This window comes from Devosia rhizoryzae (assembly GCF_016698665.1).
GTDB classification, from domain to species: Bacteria; Pseudomonadota; Alphaproteobacteria; order Rhizobiales; family Devosiaceae; genus Devosia; species Devosia rhizoryzae.
Window position 1 is genome coordinate 164082 of the sequence record NZ_CP068046.1, and the last position, 15225, is coordinate 179306.

Annotated in this window: 19 protein-coding genes and 1 riboswitch; of the genes, 5 read left to right on the forward strand and 14 right to left on the reverse strand. The window is 62.5% G+C overall.

Annotated features, from left to right (window positions below; all coding sequences use genetic code 11):
* Positions 1-33: 33 nt before the first annotated feature.
* Together JI748_RS00760 and JI748_RS00765 are read right to left on the reverse strand one after the other, a co-directional pair.
* Complete coding sequence (locus JI748_RS00760; protein WP_201633911.1) at positions 34-672, reverse strand: DsbA family oxidoreductase; 639 nt, start codon at positions 670-672, stop codon at positions 34-36.
* 86 nt (positions 673-758) lie between these two features.
* Positions 759-1319, reverse strand: a complete 561-nt coding sequence (locus JI748_RS00765; protein ID WP_201633913.1) for a hypothetical protein — start codon at positions 1317-1319, stop codon at positions 759-761.
* Between the two features lie 43 nt (positions 1320-1362).
* Here JI748_RS00765 and JI748_RS00770 point away from each other — a divergent pair, with 43 nt between their 5' ends.
* Positions 1363-1683 (forward strand): SlyX family protein, encoded by a 321-nt coding sequence (locus JI748_RS00770; RefSeq protein WP_407644931.1) that lies wholly within the window; start codon positions 1363-1365, stop codon positions 1681-1683.
* 172 nt (positions 1684-1855) lie between these two features.
* Here the strand turns inward: JI748_RS00770 and JI748_RS00775 are convergent, their stop codons facing one another.
* The 8 genes from JI748_RS00775 to JI748_RS00810 all read right to left on the reverse strand — a co-directional run bounded on the left by JI748_RS00775 (position 1856) and on the right by JI748_RS00810 (position 10199).
* Entirely contained in the window at positions 1856-3259 is a 1404-nt protein-coding gene (locus tag JI748_RS00775; protein WP_201636934.1) for an NAD(P)(+) transhydrogenase (Re/Si-specific) subunit beta, read from the reverse strand.
* 8 nt (positions 3260-3267) lie between these two features.
* Positions 3268-3630: a proton-translocating transhydrogenase family protein gene (locus JI748_RS00780; RefSeq protein WP_164535586.1), complete on the reverse strand. Its 363-nt coding sequence runs from the start codon at positions 3628-3630 to the stop codon at positions 3268-3270.
* 1 nt (position 3631) lies between these two features.
* Positions 3632-5098: a Re/Si-specific NAD(P)(+) transhydrogenase subunit alpha gene (locus JI748_RS00785; RefSeq protein ID WP_201633916.1), complete on the reverse strand. Its 1467-nt coding sequence runs from the start codon at positions 5096-5098 to the stop codon at positions 3632-3634.
* Between the two features lie 65 nt (positions 5099-5163).
* Positions 5164-5331: an aa3-type cytochrome c oxidase subunit IV gene (locus JI748_RS00790; protein WP_201633919.1), complete on the reverse strand. Its 168-nt coding sequence runs from the start codon at positions 5329-5331 to the stop codon at positions 5164-5166.
* 55 nt (positions 5332-5386) lie between these two features.
* The gene (locus JI748_RS00795) at positions 5387-7213 is read right to left on the reverse strand and encodes a M3 family oligoendopeptidase (protein WP_201633922.1); all 1827 of its coding nucleotides are present in this window, start codon (positions 7211-7213) and stop codon (positions 5387-5389) included.
* Positions 7214-7402: 189 nt separating this feature from the next.
* Positions 7403-8164, reverse strand: coding sequence for a sulfite exporter TauE/SafE family protein (locus JI748_RS00800; protein ID WP_201633925.1), 762 nt, complete (start codon positions 8162-8164; stop codon positions 7403-7405).
* A gap of 160 nt (positions 8165-8324) precedes the next feature.
* A complete protein-coding gene (locus tag JI748_RS00805) occupies positions 8325-9059 on the reverse strand; it encodes a DUF1013 domain-containing protein (protein ID WP_201633928.1) in 735 nt (244 codons plus the stop codon).
* 117 nt (positions 9060-9176) lie between these two features.
* Positions 9177-10199, reverse strand: a complete 1023-nt coding sequence (locus tag JI748_RS00810; protein WP_201633930.1) for an NAD(P)H-quinone oxidoreductase — start codon at positions 10197-10199, stop codon at positions 9177-9179.
* A 73-nt stretch (positions 10200-10272) separates the two neighbouring features.
* Here JI748_RS00810 and JI748_RS00815 point away from each other — a divergent pair, with 73 nt between their 5' ends.
* The gene (locus tag JI748_RS00815) at positions 10273-10458 is read left to right on the forward strand and encodes a DUF1192 domain-containing protein (RefSeq protein ID WP_201633933.1); all 186 of its coding nucleotides are present in this window, start codon (positions 10273-10275) and stop codon (positions 10456-10458) included.
* 268 nt (positions 10459-10726) lie between these two features.
* Entirely contained in the window at positions 10727-11239 is a 513-nt protein-coding gene (gene rcdA / locus JI748_RS00820; RefSeq protein WP_201633936.1) for a protease adaptor protein RcdA, read from the forward strand.
* On the opposite strand, the gene JI748_RS00825 is transcribed toward rcdA, so the two are convergent.
* Positions 11236-11367 carry a YnfA family protein gene (locus JI748_RS00825; protein ID WP_201636936.1) on the reverse strand — a complete coding sequence of 44 codons (132 nt, stop codon included), beginning with the start codon at positions 11365-11367 and terminating at the stop codon, positions 11236-11238. The two genes, rcdA and JI748_RS00825, sit on opposite strands and share 4 nt — an antisense overlap.
* A gap of 14 nt (positions 11368-11381) precedes the next feature.
* On the opposite strand from JI748_RS00825, the gene JI748_RS00830 reads away from it, so the two are divergent.
* Positions 11382-11546: a DUF1465 family protein gene (locus JI748_RS00830; protein WP_201633939.1), complete on the forward strand. Its 165-nt coding sequence runs from the start codon at positions 11382-11384 to the stop codon at positions 11544-11546.
* Here the strand turns inward: JI748_RS00830 and JI748_RS00835 are convergent.
* Together JI748_RS00835 and rpmE are read right to left on the reverse strand one after the other, a co-directional pair.
* Positions 11543-11863: a YnfA family protein gene (locus JI748_RS00835; RefSeq protein ID WP_201633942.1), complete on the reverse strand. Its 321-nt coding sequence runs from the start codon at positions 11861-11863 to the stop codon at positions 11543-11545. The genes JI748_RS00830 and JI748_RS00835 overlap by 4 nt on opposite strands.
* A 64-nt stretch (positions 11864-11927) precedes the next feature.
* Positions 11928-12149: a 50S ribosomal protein L31 gene (rpmE, locus tag JI748_RS00840; protein WP_201633945.1), complete on the reverse strand. Its 222-nt coding sequence runs from the start codon at positions 12147-12149 to the stop codon at positions 11928-11930.
* Positions 12150-12356: 207 nt separating this feature from the next.
* Between rpmE and JI748_RS00845 the strand changes: the two genes are divergently transcribed.
* The gene (locus JI748_RS00845) at positions 12357-14174 is read left to right on the forward strand and encodes an ABC transporter ATP-binding protein (protein ID WP_201633948.1); all 1818 of its coding nucleotides are present in this window, start codon (positions 12357-12359) and stop codon (positions 14172-14174) included.
* A 154-nt stretch (positions 14175-14328) separates the two neighbouring features.
* Here the strand turns inward: JI748_RS00845 and JI748_RS00850 are convergent, their stop codons facing one another.
* Positions 14329-15036 (reverse strand): thiamine diphosphokinase, encoded by a 708-nt coding sequence (locus tag JI748_RS00850; protein WP_201633951.1) that lies wholly within the window; start codon positions 15034-15036, stop codon positions 14329-14331.
* Positions 15037-15062: 26 nt separating this feature from the next.
* A riboswitch (TPP riboswitch) is annotated at positions 15063-15159 on the forward strand.
* The last annotated feature ends 66 nt before the right edge of the window (positions 15160-15225 follow it).

The following is a 15225-nucleotide window of genomic DNA, read 5'->3' on the forward strand; positions in this document are numbered from 1 at the left end:
CAAGCGAACTCGCCCCGCTTCTAGCCTAGTCGATCACAGTTCGGAAATGGTCTTGTCCAAGGCCTGTTTGAAGACTTCGTCCGGCTGGGCGCCGGAAAGCGCATATTTTTCGCCGAAGACGAAGAAGGGAACGCCGCGGATGCCTTGCTGCGCGGCGCTGGTGGCAAGTTCTGCGGTGATCGAGAGTTCGTTCTCGTCGTTGATGGCGTCCAAAGCATCGCCACGATCCCAGCCGAACTCGACGGCAATGTCAGCGAGGACATTGTCGTCGTTGATCTGCCGGTGCTCGAGGAAATAGGCGTCGGCGATGGCATTGGCCAATTCATGCTGGTTGCCATTGGCTTTGGAGAGGCGGGTGATCGTATGCGCCTTGGCCGTGTTGAACATGCGCGGCTGCTGGCTGAGGTCGAGGTCGATCCCGGCCTTGCGCGCCTCGCCTTCAACGCGCTCCCACATCTCGCTCGGCTCTTTGCCGTATTTTTCCTTGAGCATCTGACCCACGTCGACGCCTTCCGGCGGAACGTTGGGATCGAGATAGAAGGGGTGGTTTTCGAAGATCACGTCGACATCGTCGGGCAGGGCGGCCAAGGCCTGATCGAGCCGCGCCGAGCCGACGAGGCACCAGGGGCAGACGACATCGGTGAACACATCGATCTTGAGTTGCTTGGTCATCTGCGCACTTTCGGAAAAACGAAACTCCCGCCCAGATGGAACTCTGGACGGGAGGAAACAAGAGGGCACTTGGGGGTAAGTGTGCCTTAAGCTGCCGGGGCAGGAGCGGGCTGCTGAGCCTGCATCAGGGCGAATGGCGGGGAGTAGGCGACGGCAAGAGCGAGGCCCATCACGGCGCTGAAACCGACGATTGCCAGGGTCGGCGACATCAGCAGGGCAGCCGGGGTCGACACCTTGCCGATGCGCACCATGCCGGCCAAGGTCACGAGAAACAGGGCAGAGCACAAGATACTGAGCTGCAGGCTATCAAGCGGCGGCGTGATGTAGGGCAGGAGAATATAGGCAGCGATGATGGCGGTGAGCCAGACCAGCGGAGCGCGATCATTGGTTGAGCGCGTCACGGCCCAGAAGGCGACACCGAGCATCGACAGTTGAGCGAGATGGCCGACGGCGCCAATCCAACCCGGAATGCCGAAGGGGGCAAAGAAGAGCGGCAACACGTTCATGGCTTCGGCGCCAAGATTGACCAGACCGAAGAGGCCCAGCGGCAGACCGGCGGCAACCAGGAACGATAGCGCATCGCGATAGGGATGGGCGTGGGCGCGCTGGCCGGACTGGACTGTGTTGATCGTTGCAGTGGTGGCCATTTGAGCGGCTCCCGTTCTTCTAGACGCTGAACCAACTGCCCGAATGGAGATCGGGTTCCGCAAGCGTCAACGCGGCGTGGTCAACATCGCTCTTGCCGTGACTGACGTCCCCACCTATTCGGATGGTAAGATTTCGTTAGGAGATTTTGGTCTGATGGCGGACGCAGAAGACGAACGCATTGAAGCACTCGAAGCGCGAATTGCCTATCAAGATCAGACGATTGAGGAGCTCAACCAGTCGATCACCGAGCAGTGGAAGATTATCGATCTTCTCACCAAAAAGCTTTCGACGCTCGAAGAACAGGTGCGTTCCGGCAGCTACATCGCCGACCCGGCAAGCGAGAAACCACCCCCGCATTACTAGCTGCAAGTTTTCGTGATGAAACCACTTGACAGGTGCCGAGTTCTTCGGTCGCAGCAACATGCTGCGCCCTCCAAAGTGGTCCCGGCCCTGCCCCCCCCCGGCCGGGACCAGGCTTTGGAAACAACAAGGCCCGCGTGAGCGGGCCTTTTGCATTTCAGGTGTGTCGAGCGGGCTAGTGGCCCAGCGCCTTGACGATGTCTTCGGTCATCTTCTTGGCGTCACCAAACAGCATCATGGTGTTGTCGCGATAGAAGAGTTCGTTCTGGACGCCAGCGTAACCAGCGGCCATGCCGCGCTTGATGAAGAGCACCGTGCCGGCATCTTCGACGTTCAAAACTGGCATGCCGTAGATCGGCGAGCTCTTGTCGGTCTTGGCCGAGGGGTTGGTGACGTCATTGGCGCCAATGACGAAGGCCACGTCCGACTGGGCGAATTCGGAGTTGATGTCTTCGAGCTCGAACACTTCGTCATAGGGCACGTTGGCTTCGGCGAGGAGCACGTTCATGTGCCCCGGCATGCGGCCGGCCACGGGATGGATGGCGTATTTGACTTCGACACCGGCGGCCTTGAGTAGATCGGCCATTTCGCGCAAAGCGTGCTGGGCCTGGGCGACGGCCATGCCGTAGCCGGGCACGATGATGACCTTGCCGGCATTCTTCATCAGGAACGCAGCATCGTCTGCGGCGCCCTGCTTGACCGGACGGTCGTCTTCGACGCCACCGGCAGCAGACGACGTGTCGCCGCCAAAGCCACCCAGGATGACCGAGATGAACGAGCGGTTCATCGCCTTGCACATGATGTAGCTCAGGATGGCGCCCGAGGAGCCGACCAGCGCGCCGGTGATGATCAGCGCAGTGTTGCCGAGGGTGAAGCCGATGCCTGCCGCGGCCCAACCGGAATAGGAGTTGAGCATCGAAACGACCACCGGCATGTCGGCGCCGCCGATCGGAATGATCATCAGCCCGCCCAGGATCAGGGCAAGGATGGTGATGGCCCAGAACAGCCAGGGATCGGCAGAGACGGTAAAGGCCCAGACTAGCGCGATGATGGCGACGCCCAGCGCGATGTGAATGAAGTGGCGGAAGGGCAGGATGATCGGCTTGCCGCTCATATTGCCGTTGAGCTTGGCGAAGGCGATGACCGAACCGGTGAAGGTGAAGGCGCCGATGGCGACGCCGATCGACATTTCGACCAGCGCCTGGGCGTGGATGGCGCCGGGCACGCCGATGCCGAAGGCTTCAGGCGCATAAAGCGCCGCTGCGGCCACGAAAACAGCAGCCAGACCAACCAGCGAGTGGAAGGCGGCAACCAGCTGCGGCATGTCGGTCATCTTGACCGTGCGCGCCATGTAAGCGCCGATGGCGCCGCCAAGACCGAGGCCGGCAATGATCAGCAGCCAGCTCAGCCAGTCGCTGGGCGAAGCGACCAGGAGGGTGGTGACGATGGCTATGCCCATGCCGACCATGCCGAAGGTATTGCCGCGGCTGGCGGTGCGAGGGCTCGAGAGGCCGCGCAGGGCGAGAATAAAGAGAACGCCCGAGATCAGGTAGAGAAGGGCGGCGATATTTGCGTCGATCATCGTGATCAACCCTTCTTCTTGTACATGGCGAGCATGCGCTGAGTCACGAGGAACCCGCCGAAGATGTTCACCGAAGCAAAGACCAGCGCGATGAAGCCGAAGAGCTTGGAAGCCCAGCCGGCGTCATTGACCGAATGGACGCCGACGGCAAGGAGCGCGCCGACGACGATGACCGAGGAAATGGCGTTGGTGACGCTCATCAGCGGCGTGTGGAGGGCAGGGGTCACGCCCCAAACCACGAAATAGCCGACAAAGATGGCCAGGACGAAGATGGCAAGGCGGAAGGTGAAGGGGTCGATGGCGCCGCCGATCGCCCCATGGGCGATGGCCGTGGCAAGATCCGCCGTGGTGTTTGCAGTTGTTTCCATCTTAGTTGCCCTCCTCCGGAGCGACAGGCTTCTTTACGGCAGGCTTGCGGGCCGCCGGCTTCTTGACGATGGTTGGGCTCGCGGCTGCCGCCGTGTCGATCACTGCATCTGCCCTTCGGGTCGCAGCGCGCTTGCGCGGGGTAACCGAAGCCGGTTCAGCCCCATCGGGGATGGACTGCTCGACTCCGGGCTCGGCCTTTTTTGGCGTATCGGCCATGGCCGGTACATCCGCCTTCTTGGCCGATGCGCGGCGCACTGCCGGACGAGCGGCAACCGGCTCTGTGGCAACTGCTGCGGTTACTGGGGCTGCGACGGGGGTAACGACCGGCGCTGCGGCGGCCTGCTGGAAGTTGGGATGCACAACGGCCCCGTCGCGGGTCAGAACGGTGGCCTTGACCAGTTCGTCGTCCCAGTTGACCGCGAGTTTCTTTTCCTTGGCGTCGATCAGCGTCGTGATGAAGGCAAGGATATTGCGGGCATAGAGCTGGCTGGCGGTGGTCGGGATGCGACCCTGCACATTGGTGTAGCCGACAATGATCACGCCATTATGGTCGACGACCTTGCCGGGTTGGGTCAGCTCGACATTGCCGCCGCGTTCGGCCGCGAGGTCGACGATCACCGAACCGGGCGCCATGGACTCGACCATTTCGCGGGTGATTAGGCGCGGCGCGGGGCGGCCTGGAATCAATGCGGTGGTGATGACGATGTCTTGCTTGGCGATGTGCGAAGCGGTGAGCTCGGCCTGTTTGGCCTGATATTCGGCGCTCATCTGCTTGGCATAGCCGCCTGCGGTTTCGGCCTGCTTGAACTCTTCGTCCTCGACGGCGATGAACTTGCCGCCCAAGGACTCGACTTGTTCCTTGGCTGCAGGGCGCACGTCGGTCGCCGAAACAACGGCGCCGAGACGCTTGGCGGTGGCGATGGCCTGGAGACCGGCAACGCCGGCGCCCATGACGAAGGCCTTGGCCGGGCGGACGGTACCCGCAGCAGTCATCATCATCGGCATGGCGCGTTCGAAAACGGCTGCCGCTTCGATGACGGCCTGATAGCCGGCAAGGTTGGCTTGGGAGGAAAGGATATCCATGACCTGGGCGCGGGTGATGCGCGGCATGAATTCCATGACCATGGCGGTGACGCCGGTCTGGGCCAAGGCGGCAACATCGGCTTCGTTGCCATAGGGATCGAGCGCGCCGATCACCAGTGCGCCGGGATTGACGCCGGTCAGTGTGGACGCTGAGGGACGGCGGACGCAGAGGACGATGTCGGCGCCTTGAACGGCAATGGCGACGGTCGGGCTGATGGTCGCACCGGCGGCAACGAACTGGTCGTCGCCGATCCGGGAGCCGAGACCAGCGCCTTCTTCGACACTGACCGTGGCGCCGAGGCCAATGAACTTGCCCACGGTTTCGGGGGTGGCGGCAACGCGGCTTTCACCCTCCGCCCGTTCGCGCAAAACGGCGATCTTCATGAAAACTCTCCTACCCGCCTGTCCACGGACAGGCTCGTTTCAACCAGCCCGATAATTGGTCCCGCTCAGGGCTGGACGACGAAGTAAAGCACCACCATGAAAGCGGCGAGGCCGTAAACGGTCCACTTCACGCCAGTCACGAAGCCCGAATAGGTTTTTTCGTGCTGCGCGTAATCCATAAAGGATTCCTGTACCGGAGCGGGGTGGGGATCGGTGGGGTGCTGAGTAGCCATCAGGTCCTCGAAGGCATAGTCGTCAAAAGGTGGTAAGCCGAAAGTCGTACGTCCCTCAGGGAGACGTTGCTTCCAGCTCGTCGATAAGGCGCTCGATCATGGAAAGGCCGAGCGACCAGAATTGAGGATCTTTGGCATCGAGTCCGAAGGGCGCCAAAAGCTCGGAATGATGCTTGCTTCCCCCGGCTTTGAGCAGCTCGAAATAGCGCTCCGCAAAGCCTTCACTGGCTTTTTCATACTGAGCATAAAGCGAGTTCACAAGGCAATCGCCAAAGGCATAGGCGTAGACATAGAAGGGCGAGTGGATGAAGTGCGGAATATAGGTCCAGAACACTTCATAGCCGTCGTTTGAGGCGACGCCTTCGCCCAGCGATTCCCGCTGCACATCGAGCCAGATCTGGTTGATCTCCTCTGCCCGCAACTCGCCCTGCCGGCGGGCGGTGTGGACGCGGCGCTCGAAGGTGTAGAAGGCGATTTGCCGCACCACTGTGTTGAGCATGTCCTCGACCTTGGAGGACAGAAGCGCAAAGCGCTGCTTGGGGTCGGTGGTGTTGTCGAGGAGCGAGCGGAAGGTCAGCATCTCGCCAAAGACCGAAGCGGTTTCAGCAAGGGTCAGCGGCGTATTGGCGAGGATCGGCCCTTGCGCGGCGGCGAGGCGCTGGTGGACGCCATGGCCCAGTTCGTGCGCCAAGGTCATGATGTCCCGCGTGCGTCCGAGATAGTTCAGCATCAGATAGGGATGGGCGCTGGGCACGGTCGGATGCGCAAAGGCGCCCGAAAGCTTGCCGTTGCCGGTGGGTGCGTCGATCCAGCCGGAGTTGAAGAAGGGCCGGGCGACGTCGGCCAGTTCGGGCGAGAAGCGGCCATAGGCGTCGAGCACGGTGGTGACGGCGGTGTCCCAGTCCCAGATGCGCTCGTCGCTGGTCGGCAGCGGCGCATTGCGGTCCCAGGCATTGAGCTTGTCCTTGCCGAACCAACGGGCCTTCATCTTGTAGTAGCGATGCGAGAGACGCGGATAGGCTTCTTCGACTGCCTTTTGCAGCGCATCGACGACTTCGCGTTCCACCGAATTGGCCATATGGCGGCTGTCGGCAATGTCTTCGTAGCCACGCCAGCGGTCGGAGATTTCCTTGTCCTTGGCCAGCACATTGGTGATGTGTGTGAAGAGCCGCACATTGGCTTTGAAGGTTTTTGCCAGTGCCTCGAACGCCGCTTGCCGCTGTGTCTCGTCGCGTTCGGAAAGCAAATGCAAGGTCGATTCCAGGTTCAGCGTCTCGCCGTTGACCTCGAATTCGAGGCCCGACAGCGTTTCGTCGAAGAGCCGGTTCCAGGCCGAATAGGCGGTTACCGACTTGTCGTGGAACAGCTCTTCGAGCTTGTCGTCGAGCTGGTAGGGCTTGGCCTTGCGCAGTTCGGCGAACCAGGTCTTGTAGCGCGCCAGTTCCGGATCGGCTGCGATCGCGGCATCGAGTTCGGCATCGCCGATGCGGTTGAGTTCGAGTTCGAAGAACAGAACCTTGGTGGACAGCGAGGTCAGCGCCTCGTTGGTGTCGCCCATGAACTTGGCGCGGTCTGGATCGGTCGACTTCTGCGCATATTGGAGAAACGAGAAGGAGCCGATGCGGCCGGTGAGGTCGCCGAGGACTTCGCTGTCCTTGATGGCGTCGACGAGTTTGCCGGAGGCGGTCAGGTCGGCCAGCTTGCCTTTGTATTTGGCCTCGAACTGCGTTGCGAGGCTTTTGGCTTCGTCCAATGCGGCCTTGAACTCGGCGCTGTCCTTGTCCGGATAAAGATCGGTGAGGTCCCAGACCGGCAGGTTGCCGAATTGGTTATGGCCCTTTTGCGCTGCGGCTGCGGACATATTCGCGTCTCCGGAAATCATTTGCGGCGGACCTTAGCCAGCGAGAGTCTTGCAGGGAAGGCGTGTGCTGTCGAAAGGCCCCCTCACCCGGCCCAAGAGGGCCGACCTCTCCCCCAAAGGGAGAGGTGTCGCTTCGCAACGGGCTGACCCCCACCTCTCCCTAGGGGGAGAGGTCGACGCGTAGCGGCGGGTGAGGGGGCCTTTGCTTGATTAGCTGCCCGCGATCACTCGGCTGCCGCCTTCCCAAATCAGCTGCAGCGCCAGCGAGAATACCAGCCAATAGGCGATCCGGTAAAAGAGGCGCGCATCGATCCGCCGCACCAGGTAGACGCCGACAAAGACGCCGAGCACGCCAACTGGCGCAAGGGCTGCCGAGAGCAGCAGGTTCTGCGCGTTAAGCTGTCCGAGGAAGTAATAGGGGATGAGCTTGGACGTGTTGACGATGGCGAAAAAGAACGCCGTGGTGCCGGCATAGACGGCAGGGGCAAGGCGGCGCGGCAGGACGTAGATCTGGAAGGGCGGGCCGCCGGTATGGGAGATGAAGCTGGTGAAACCGGCGACGCCTCCCCAGAACGTGCCCCAGGGCTTTGACGGCGGCAGGCCTTCGAGCTTCTTGCGCAGTGGAAACACGGCGTCGATGCAAAACAAAAGCGTCACGACGCCGACCATCAACAGGACCGCGGCGTCACTGACCACGGCCCAGAGCACCCAGCCCAGGATCGTGCCCACGGCGGCGCCGGGCAGCATGATGCGGATGATGTTCCAATCGCATTCGCGCCGATACATCCAGATCGCCACCGCATCCATGCACAGCAGCACCGGCAGCATCATCCCAGCGGCATCGCGTGGCGCCATGACCAGGGTCAGGAGCGGCACGCCAACAACGCCGAGCCCACCGAGCAGGCCGGCTTTGGAAAGGCCCACGATCAGGACCGCAAGCACGGCGACGGTGACGAAAAGGGGGTCGATCATGGGGTGGATCACAAACGGCCCAAAGACCTCATCCTGAGCTTGTCGAAGGACGAGGTCGGGCACCGGTGGCTGCGACCTCGTGGTTCGACAAGCTCACCATGAGGTCTAGGGGAGTAGGGGGCGCAAAACAAAAAAATCCCCGCCGAAGCGGGGATCGATCTTATTCGTCGTCGGAATTGCTCTTGAGCGACTTGAGCTTGGCGAAGACGGAGTCTGCGTCGAGCTCGTCGGCGGCATTCTGTGCGCGCTGGCTGCCTTCTTCGCCGCCACCGTAATTGCCGGTGTCGGCATGGGCACGGCTGGCGGCGCGTTCGAGGGCTTCCTCGGCGGTCATCAGCGTCGTGCCTTCGTTGAGCTCGGCCTGGGCCGGAGCGTCCTTGGAGGCGCGCTTGACCTCGAGATCGAGGTCGATCTGGCTGCAGAGGCCCAGAGTCACGGGGTCCATGGCCGTGAGGTTGGCCGAGTTCCAGTGCGTGTTTTCGCGGACCGAATCGATGGTCGACTTGGTGGTGCCGACGAGACGCATAATCTGCGCGTCCTTGAGCTCGGGATGATTGCGCACCAGCCACTTGATGGCATTGGGTCGCTCGTTGCGGCGCGAAATCGGGGTGTAGCGCGGTCCCTTGCGCTTGGGCGCGGCGACGCGAACCTTGGGGTCTGACACCTTCATGCGGTAGTTCGGATCGGCTTCGGCCTTTTCGATCTCTTCGCGGGTCAGCTGACCGTTCTGGATCGGGTTGACGCCCATGATGCCGGCGGCGACGTCGCCATCGGCGATGCCCTGGACTTCGAGCGGGTGCAGCGTGCAAAAGGCCGCGATCTGCTCGAACGAGAGCGCAGTATTGTCCACCAGCCAGACGGCGGTTGCCTTGGGCATCAGAAGGGTCTGGGACATGAGCTAAATTTCTCCTGGAGGCGCGGCCGGTTTTCCTCCGGGCCGCTCCGCCTCTTGGTCTAATGCTGAGGGGGAACTGCCGGTCAATATAAGGAAAATGCCGCCAATCCGCAATCATTAACTCAGCTGTTCACCGCTTCCGAACGCGGTCACCAGCACCAGCTTGCCGCGATGGCGGCGCGTTTCCATGGCGGCATGCGCGTCGCTCGCGCGCTCCATCGGAAAGGTGGCGATTTCGGGTCTGGCAAATCCGGGCGAGGAGAGGGCGGGCAGGAGGTCAGAACGGATCCGCGCGGCGATGGCAGCCTTGGTTTCGGCGGTTTGCGGGCGAAGTGTCGAGCCCGAAAGCGTCAGTTCCCGGGCCATCATTTGCCGAAGCGGCATTGTTGCGGTGGCGCCTTCCAGCGTCGAGATCTGGACGATATGGCCTCCACGCGCAGCAGCCGCGACATTGACCGCGAGCATGGGTCCGCCAACGAGGTCGACGATGCGGTCGGCGCCGCGTCCATCTGTCAGCGCCATGACGCGCTCGGCGATGTTTTCGCGGGTGCGGTCGATGACCGCGACGGCGCCAAGTTCGGCGCAATAATTTGCTTTATCATCGTCCGAGACGATGCCGATGGCTTTGGCACCCAGAATGCCGCTGATCTGGATGGCTGCGCCGCCGATGCCGCCGGCAGCGCCATGGACGAGGACGGTCATGCCCGATCGAAGGCCCGATCGCATGACCAGCGTCTGCGTGACCGTGAACCAGGTTTCGGGCAGCGCTGCCGCTTGCTCAAGGCTCCAGCCGTCCGGCACCGGCAGAACCTGCCCCGAAGGCACGGCGGCATATTCGGCATAACCGCCGCCATTGGTGAGCGCCATGACGCGATCGCCAGAGGCAAAGCCGCTGACTTTGTCGCCGACAGCCACGATCTCTCCAGCCACTTCGAGGCCGGGCAGGGGTGAGGCACCCGGCGGCGGATCGTAATGGCCGCGCCGCTGCGCGAGGTCGGGGCCGTTGACGCCCGCTGCCGCGACCCGGATCAGCACGTCGGTGGCCTCAATCTGCGGCAGCGGCACGCGCTGCGGGGTCAGGACTTCGGGACCGCCGGGCGCGGCGATGGTGATGGCGAGCATGTCTTGGGGCAGGGTCATACTCGCATGCTGGCGCAAGCCGTCTTGTCCCGCAAGCGCTCTGCGCTACACTCTCCCGCACAAGGAGAATGCCATGTTCGACGACGATCGACCCAAGCCACCCAAGAGCCATGAGATCGGCATGGCGCTCGATACGCTCTCCATCGAAGAGCTCGAAGCCCGCATCGGTCTTCTGGAAGCAGAAATCGTGCGCTTGCGAAGCGCCATCGACGCCAAAGGCAGTTCGCGCAAAGCCGCTGACGCGGCTTTCCGCGTCTAGGTTAAGAAATCGACTCCTGTTAAGCCTCAATTAAGCTTTGGGTGCTAGCTTCTCATTATTCAGATTGTTCTGAATTTTTCAGAGTGGTTTTCCCTCTGTTTGACGCCTCCCTGTTAACTTCGAGAGCTGCATCCCATGCGGCTCTTTTTCTTTTTGTGCCAGGGCTTGCGGCGCCACGCTTAAACCAGATTTTGAGGATAGCTCGGCGTTTCAAGTGACGCCGTCGCGCGTTGCTCCTAGCATGGCGCGAAGCGGAGGACCGGGCGGGATGGATCGAGGCGAAACCAGAGAAGCGATCTCGATCGGACCGCGCATCGTCGCCTCGGGCGGGTTCGACGCGCTTTATCGCGAAGGCATGGCGCTGATCGAAAGCGTTGCCGCCTATCTCGACGATCAGGGCCGCATCGAAAGCCGCGTGCTGCCGCGCGAGGCGGGCTTCCTTTACGCCACCGAATCCATGCGCCTTACCACAAGGCTGATGCAACTTGCCTCGTGGTTGCTGCTGCAGCGCGCGGTCAATGAAGGCGAGATCAGCCGCGAGAATGCCCGTTCCGAAAAGGAAAAGGTCAAGTTCTCCGCCACCCCATCGGAGCGCGGCGGGCCGGGCTATGATCTTTTGCCGGAGACGCTGCGCAGCTTCATCGACAAGGGCGATCGCCTGTTCGATCGCGTGATGCAGCTCGATGCGCTGGAAAAGGGCAGCCTGCCCGAGGTCAATTCGCCTGCAGCCAACGGCATTGCCGATCAGCTGGCGCGGCTCAAGGCGGCGTTTGGGCGCTAAACGGCGCGCGGTCCGAAAAAGACGATAGCGGCTCCGGCGAGGGCCAAGCCAGCGCCGATCATGTCCCACCGGTCCGGCCGAATACCTTCGAAGCCTGCCATGAAGGCGATGGAGGCGACAATATAGATGCCGCCATGATCTTTTGCCCGAAGCGCTGCGCAGCTTCATCGACAAGGGCGATCGCCTGTTCAATCGCGTGATGCAACTCGATGCGCTGGAAAAGGGCAGTCTGCCCGAGGTCAATTCACCTGCTGCCAACGGCATTGCCGATCAGTTGGCGCGGCTCAAGGCGGCGTTCGGGCGCTAAACGGCGCGCGGTCCGAAAAAGACGATAGCGGCTCCGGCGAGGGCCAAGCCAGCGCCGATCATATCCCAACGGTCCGGCCGAATACCTTCAAAGCCTGCCATGAAGGCGATGGAGGCGAGAATATAGATGCCGCCATAGATAGCAAAGGCCCGCCCGGCGCTGTTCTGGCCTGTGAGCGTCAGCAGGTAAGCAAAGATGCCCAAGGCGATAAGCGCGGGCAGCCACAGAAGCGCGTTGCCACCGCGCGCCGCCTGCCAGACCAGATAGCAACCGCCGATCTCGAAAGCGGCAGCGGCGAAAAACGTGACGAAAGCCATCCTGCACTCCAACAAAAAACCCGGCACAGAGGCCGGGTTTTCCAATTCACACAAGCAACCTGGCTTAGATGCCGAGGCCCTTGAAGCGTTCCTTGAAGCGCGAGACGCGGCCGCCGCGGTCCATCAGCTGGCCCGTACCACCGGTCCAAGCCGGGTGGGTGTTGGGATCGATGTCGAGCTGCAGCGTGTCGCCTTCCTTGCCGTAGGTCGAACGGGTCTGGTAGGTGGTGCCATCGGTCATCACGACGTTGATGGTGTGGTAGTCGGGGTGGATGTCACTCTTCATGGCGCGCCTCAAATCAAACGGGCGCCGCAGCGCCCGGAGAGCAGAAAACTGGTGTTGGGCGGGTTCCTACATGAAGAGGCCCGGTTCTGCAAGACCGGCGGCGCGGCAATTTTGCCGGTCGCCCCATGGTTGCGGGGCATCTAGCCAGAGCCTATATGGGGGCGGTCGCGCGATGCGACCCCGTGCAGCAAAAAGCGGCCAAAAATCATGACAGACCAGGCCGTGCCGCTTTCGCCCGATGCCGAAACCATTGCCGCCAAGGCCAAGAAAGCGCCGGGGCGCCTGCAGCCGCTGCGCCGGCTTTTGCCATTCATCCTGGCCTATCCGGTGCGGCTGACGCTCACCGTTCTCTTTCTTCTTGTCTCCGCCATTTCGTCGCTCGCCATTCCTGCGGCCCTGGGCGGGGCCATCGACGAGGGCTTCGTCAGCCAGAACCTTGAAAATGTCGGCCGCTATGGCTGGCTGATCATCGGCATCGCCGCCGTCATGGCCTTCGCCAGCGGCGCGCGCTTTTACTTCATCTCCGTGCTCGGCGAACGCGTGCTTGCCGATCTGCGGCAGGCCGTCTTCGGGCACTTGCTGCGCCTCGACACAAGGTATTTCGATACGCATCGCGTCGGCGAGCTCACCAGCCGCCTTAATGGCGATGTCGTCACCGTCCGCAATGCGGTGGGCTCGAGCTTTTCGCTGGCCCTTCGGTCGCTGGTGACCATAACCGGCGCCATCATCATGATGCTGCTGACGAGCCCGGTGCTGACGCTGGCGGTGATCATTGCGCTGCCGGCGATCTTGCTGCCGGTTATGGCTTTTGCCCGCAGGCTGCGGGGCATGTCGCGCAAGACCCAGGATGCGCTAGCCGATCTTTCTGCGATGGCGACCGAAATGCTGGGCGCTAACCGCACGGTCAAGGCTTTCGTCCAGGAAGAGCAGCAAACCGTGCACTACGATGTGCGGTCTGAAGCCAGTTATCAGGCCGAAGTGTCCCGCCTTGGCGCGCGCGCCTTTTTGGTCGGCATGGTCATTTTCCTCGGTACCGCCGCTCTCGTCGGCCTTGTGTGGTGGGGTGCCAAGTCGGTGTTCGACGGCTCGGTCACGGCAGGGCAGCTGGCGCAGTTTCTCGTCTATGCGTTGATGGCGTCCGGCGCGCTCACCAATGTTTCCGAAGTGCTCGGCACGCTGCAGACCGTGTCCGGCTCTACCGAGCGGCTGATCGAGATCCTCGATACTGAGATTGAAGTCCGCGAGCCGGCCAACCCCGTGCCGCTGCCCCAGCCACCGTTGGGCACGGTGCGCTTCGACAATGTCGATTTTTCCTATGCGGGACCGGATGGTGAGCCGGTGCTCCGCTCGCTCGACTTTTCCGTCAGCAAAGGGCAGACCGTAGCGCTGGTGGGACCGTCGGGCTCGGGAAAGTCGACGACGCTATCCCTGCTTCAACGCTTTTACGACGTGACCTCCGGCACGATCAGTGTCGATGGCGTCGACATCCGTCGCGTCAAGCTTTCCGAGCTCCGCCAGCGCTTCGCCTATGTCGAGCAGGAGCCGGTGATTTTCGCCGGCACCATCACTGACAATATTCGCTTCGGCAAACCCGATGCCTCGACCGAAGAAGTCATCGCTGCCGCCAAGGCTGCCTTGGTCGACGACTTCGTGTCGGACCTGCCGGGCGGCTATGACACCATGGTGGGCGAACGCGGCGTGATGCTTTCCGGCGGCCAGAAGCAGCGCCTGGCCATTGCCCGCGCCATCCTCAAGAACGCACCGATCTTGCTGCTCGACGAAGCAACTTCCGCCCTCGATGCGCAAAGCGAGCGGCTGGTGCAACTGGCACTCGAGCACCTGATGCAAGGCAGGACCACGCTGGTCATTGCCCATCGCCTCGCCACCATCCGCGACGCCGACAACATTCTCGTGCTCGACGGCGGCGAGATCATCGACCAGGGCACGCATGGCGAGTTGGTCAGCAAGGGCGGGCGCTACGCGGAACTAGCGCGGCTGCAGTTCCGGATGGACGAGCCGGCCTAAGGCACCCCCTTCCGAGCGTCGCAAGGCTCCTTTGTCGCCAAGCTCTGCTTGCCTTCCCCTCTGAGGGGGAAGGTCGGCGTCAAGTATGTGGCACCCCTTCACCCTCCCCCTTAGAGGGGAGGGTAGCGAAGCTTGGCTGCAGGCCTTAGCGTAGCTAGGGAGGGGGTGCCTCTTGCCTACTCAAACACTGCAGCACCAAATCCCAAAGCCGCTCCCGCCCCAGGATCAGCAGCCACACTGTTCCGTCCGCCGGCACGATTTCCACCAAGCCGCCCGTGGCCGCATTGCTGGTCCCCAGCCTTCCGGCTGGATCAAGCACCAGCCCATCCAGCGGATACGCCAACCCCGCCGACCTCTCAAACCGCACCGGCAGAAGGGGGTGCACCGACACGCGCTCGCCCGCCTGTGCCTCGAAGGCAAAAGGTCCGGACACGGCCAGCGCCACGTCCACTTCGTCGACCAGCAAGACGTGCCGCTCGGCGCCCACCTGCAACAAGGCACTCAGCGCTGCCAAAGTATGGTCGAGCCGTTTGCCGGTCATCCCCAGCGCCAGCGTCACCGGCGCCTGCGTCGAATAAAGTGCCTTCTGGAAATCGGTGGTCACCTGTTCGCTGAGTTCGATGACGCGCGTCCGCTGCTCCCAGCCTTCTCGGTCGCGCAGCGAATCGAGGTCGCCAATGATGGCCTCGGGCACGAGCCCGGCGGCGCCGATCGTATCGCCGCCGCCATCGGCTCCCACCAGCGCCACGCCGCGCGCGGCCAGTTCACGCAGCAACGCCTGGTCCACTGTTCCGCCGCCGACAATGGCTAGGGGCCGAGTGAAGACGAGCGGGATGGCCGCCTGATTCAAAGGGGATTGCACTGGCGAAAATCTCTTCGTAAGGTCCGCGCGTCTCGCTGGGGTGTTCCGGGGTTCCGGAGCTGAGAGTTACCCATTGAACCTGAACCAGGTCATGCTGGCGGAGGAAGTTCGAGATGGCAAGGGCGCCTGTCTCGCGCTCCGACCATTGACACCAACCCTTCACCCATGGCCGCAAACCGATGTGAAGGA

Coding starts and splice junctions, on each gene's coding strand:
- JI748_RS00790 (WP_201633919.1), bottom strand. CDS start 5,331: ATGGCTACTCAGCACCCCACCGATCCCCACCCCGCTCCGGTACAGGAA.
- JI748_RS00770 (WP_407644931.1), top strand. CDS start 1,363: ATGGAGATCGGGTTCCGCAAGCGTCAACGCGGCGTGGTCAACATCGCT.
- rcdA (WP_201633936.1), top strand. CDS start 10,727: ATGGATCGAGGCGAAACCAGAGAAGCGATCTCGATCGGACCGCGCATC.
- JI748_RS00795 (WP_201633922.1), bottom strand. CDS start 7,213: ATGATTTCCGGAGACGCGAATATGTCCGCAGCCGCAGCGCAAAAGGGC.
- JI748_RS00760 (WP_201633911.1), bottom strand. CDS start 672: ATGACCAAGCAACTCAAGATCGATGTGTTCACCGATGTCGTCTGCCCC.
- JI748_RS00835 (WP_201633942.1), bottom strand. CDS start 11,863: ATGGCTTTCGTCACGTTTTTCGCCGCTGCCGCTTTCGAGATCGGCGGT.
- JI748_RS00805 (WP_201633928.1), bottom strand. CDS start 9,059: ATGTCCCAGACCCTTCTGATGCCCAAGGCAACCGCCGTCTGGCTGGTG.
- JI748_RS00800 (WP_201633925.1), bottom strand. CDS start 8,164: ATGATCGACCCCCTTTTCGTCACCGTCGCCGTGCTTGCGGTCCTGATC.
- JI748_RS00815 (WP_201633933.1), top strand. CDS start 10,273: ATGTTCGACGACGATCGACCCAAGCCACCCAAGAGCCATGAGATCGGC.
- JI748_RS00810 (WP_201633930.1), bottom strand. CDS start 10,199: ATGACCCTGCCCCAAGACATGCTCGCCATCACCATCGCCGCGCCCGGC.
- rpmE (WP_201633945.1), bottom strand. CDS start 12,149: ATGAAGAGTGACATCCACCCCGACTACCACACCATCAACGTCGTGATG.
- JI748_RS00765 (WP_201633913.1), bottom strand. CDS start 1,319: ATGGCCACCACTGCAACGATCAACACAGTCCAGTCCGGCCAGCGCGCC.
- JI748_RS00845 (WP_201633948.1), top strand. CDS start 12,357: ATGACAGACCAGGCCGTGCCGCTTTCGCCCGATGCCGAAACCATTGCC.
- JI748_RS00785 (WP_201633916.1), bottom strand. CDS start 5,098: ATGAAGATCGCCGTTTTGCGCGAACGGGCGGAGGGTGAAAGCCGCGTT.
- JI748_RS00780 (WP_164535586.1), bottom strand. CDS start 3,630: ATGGAAACAACTGCAAACACCACGGCGGATCTTGCCACGGCCATCGCC.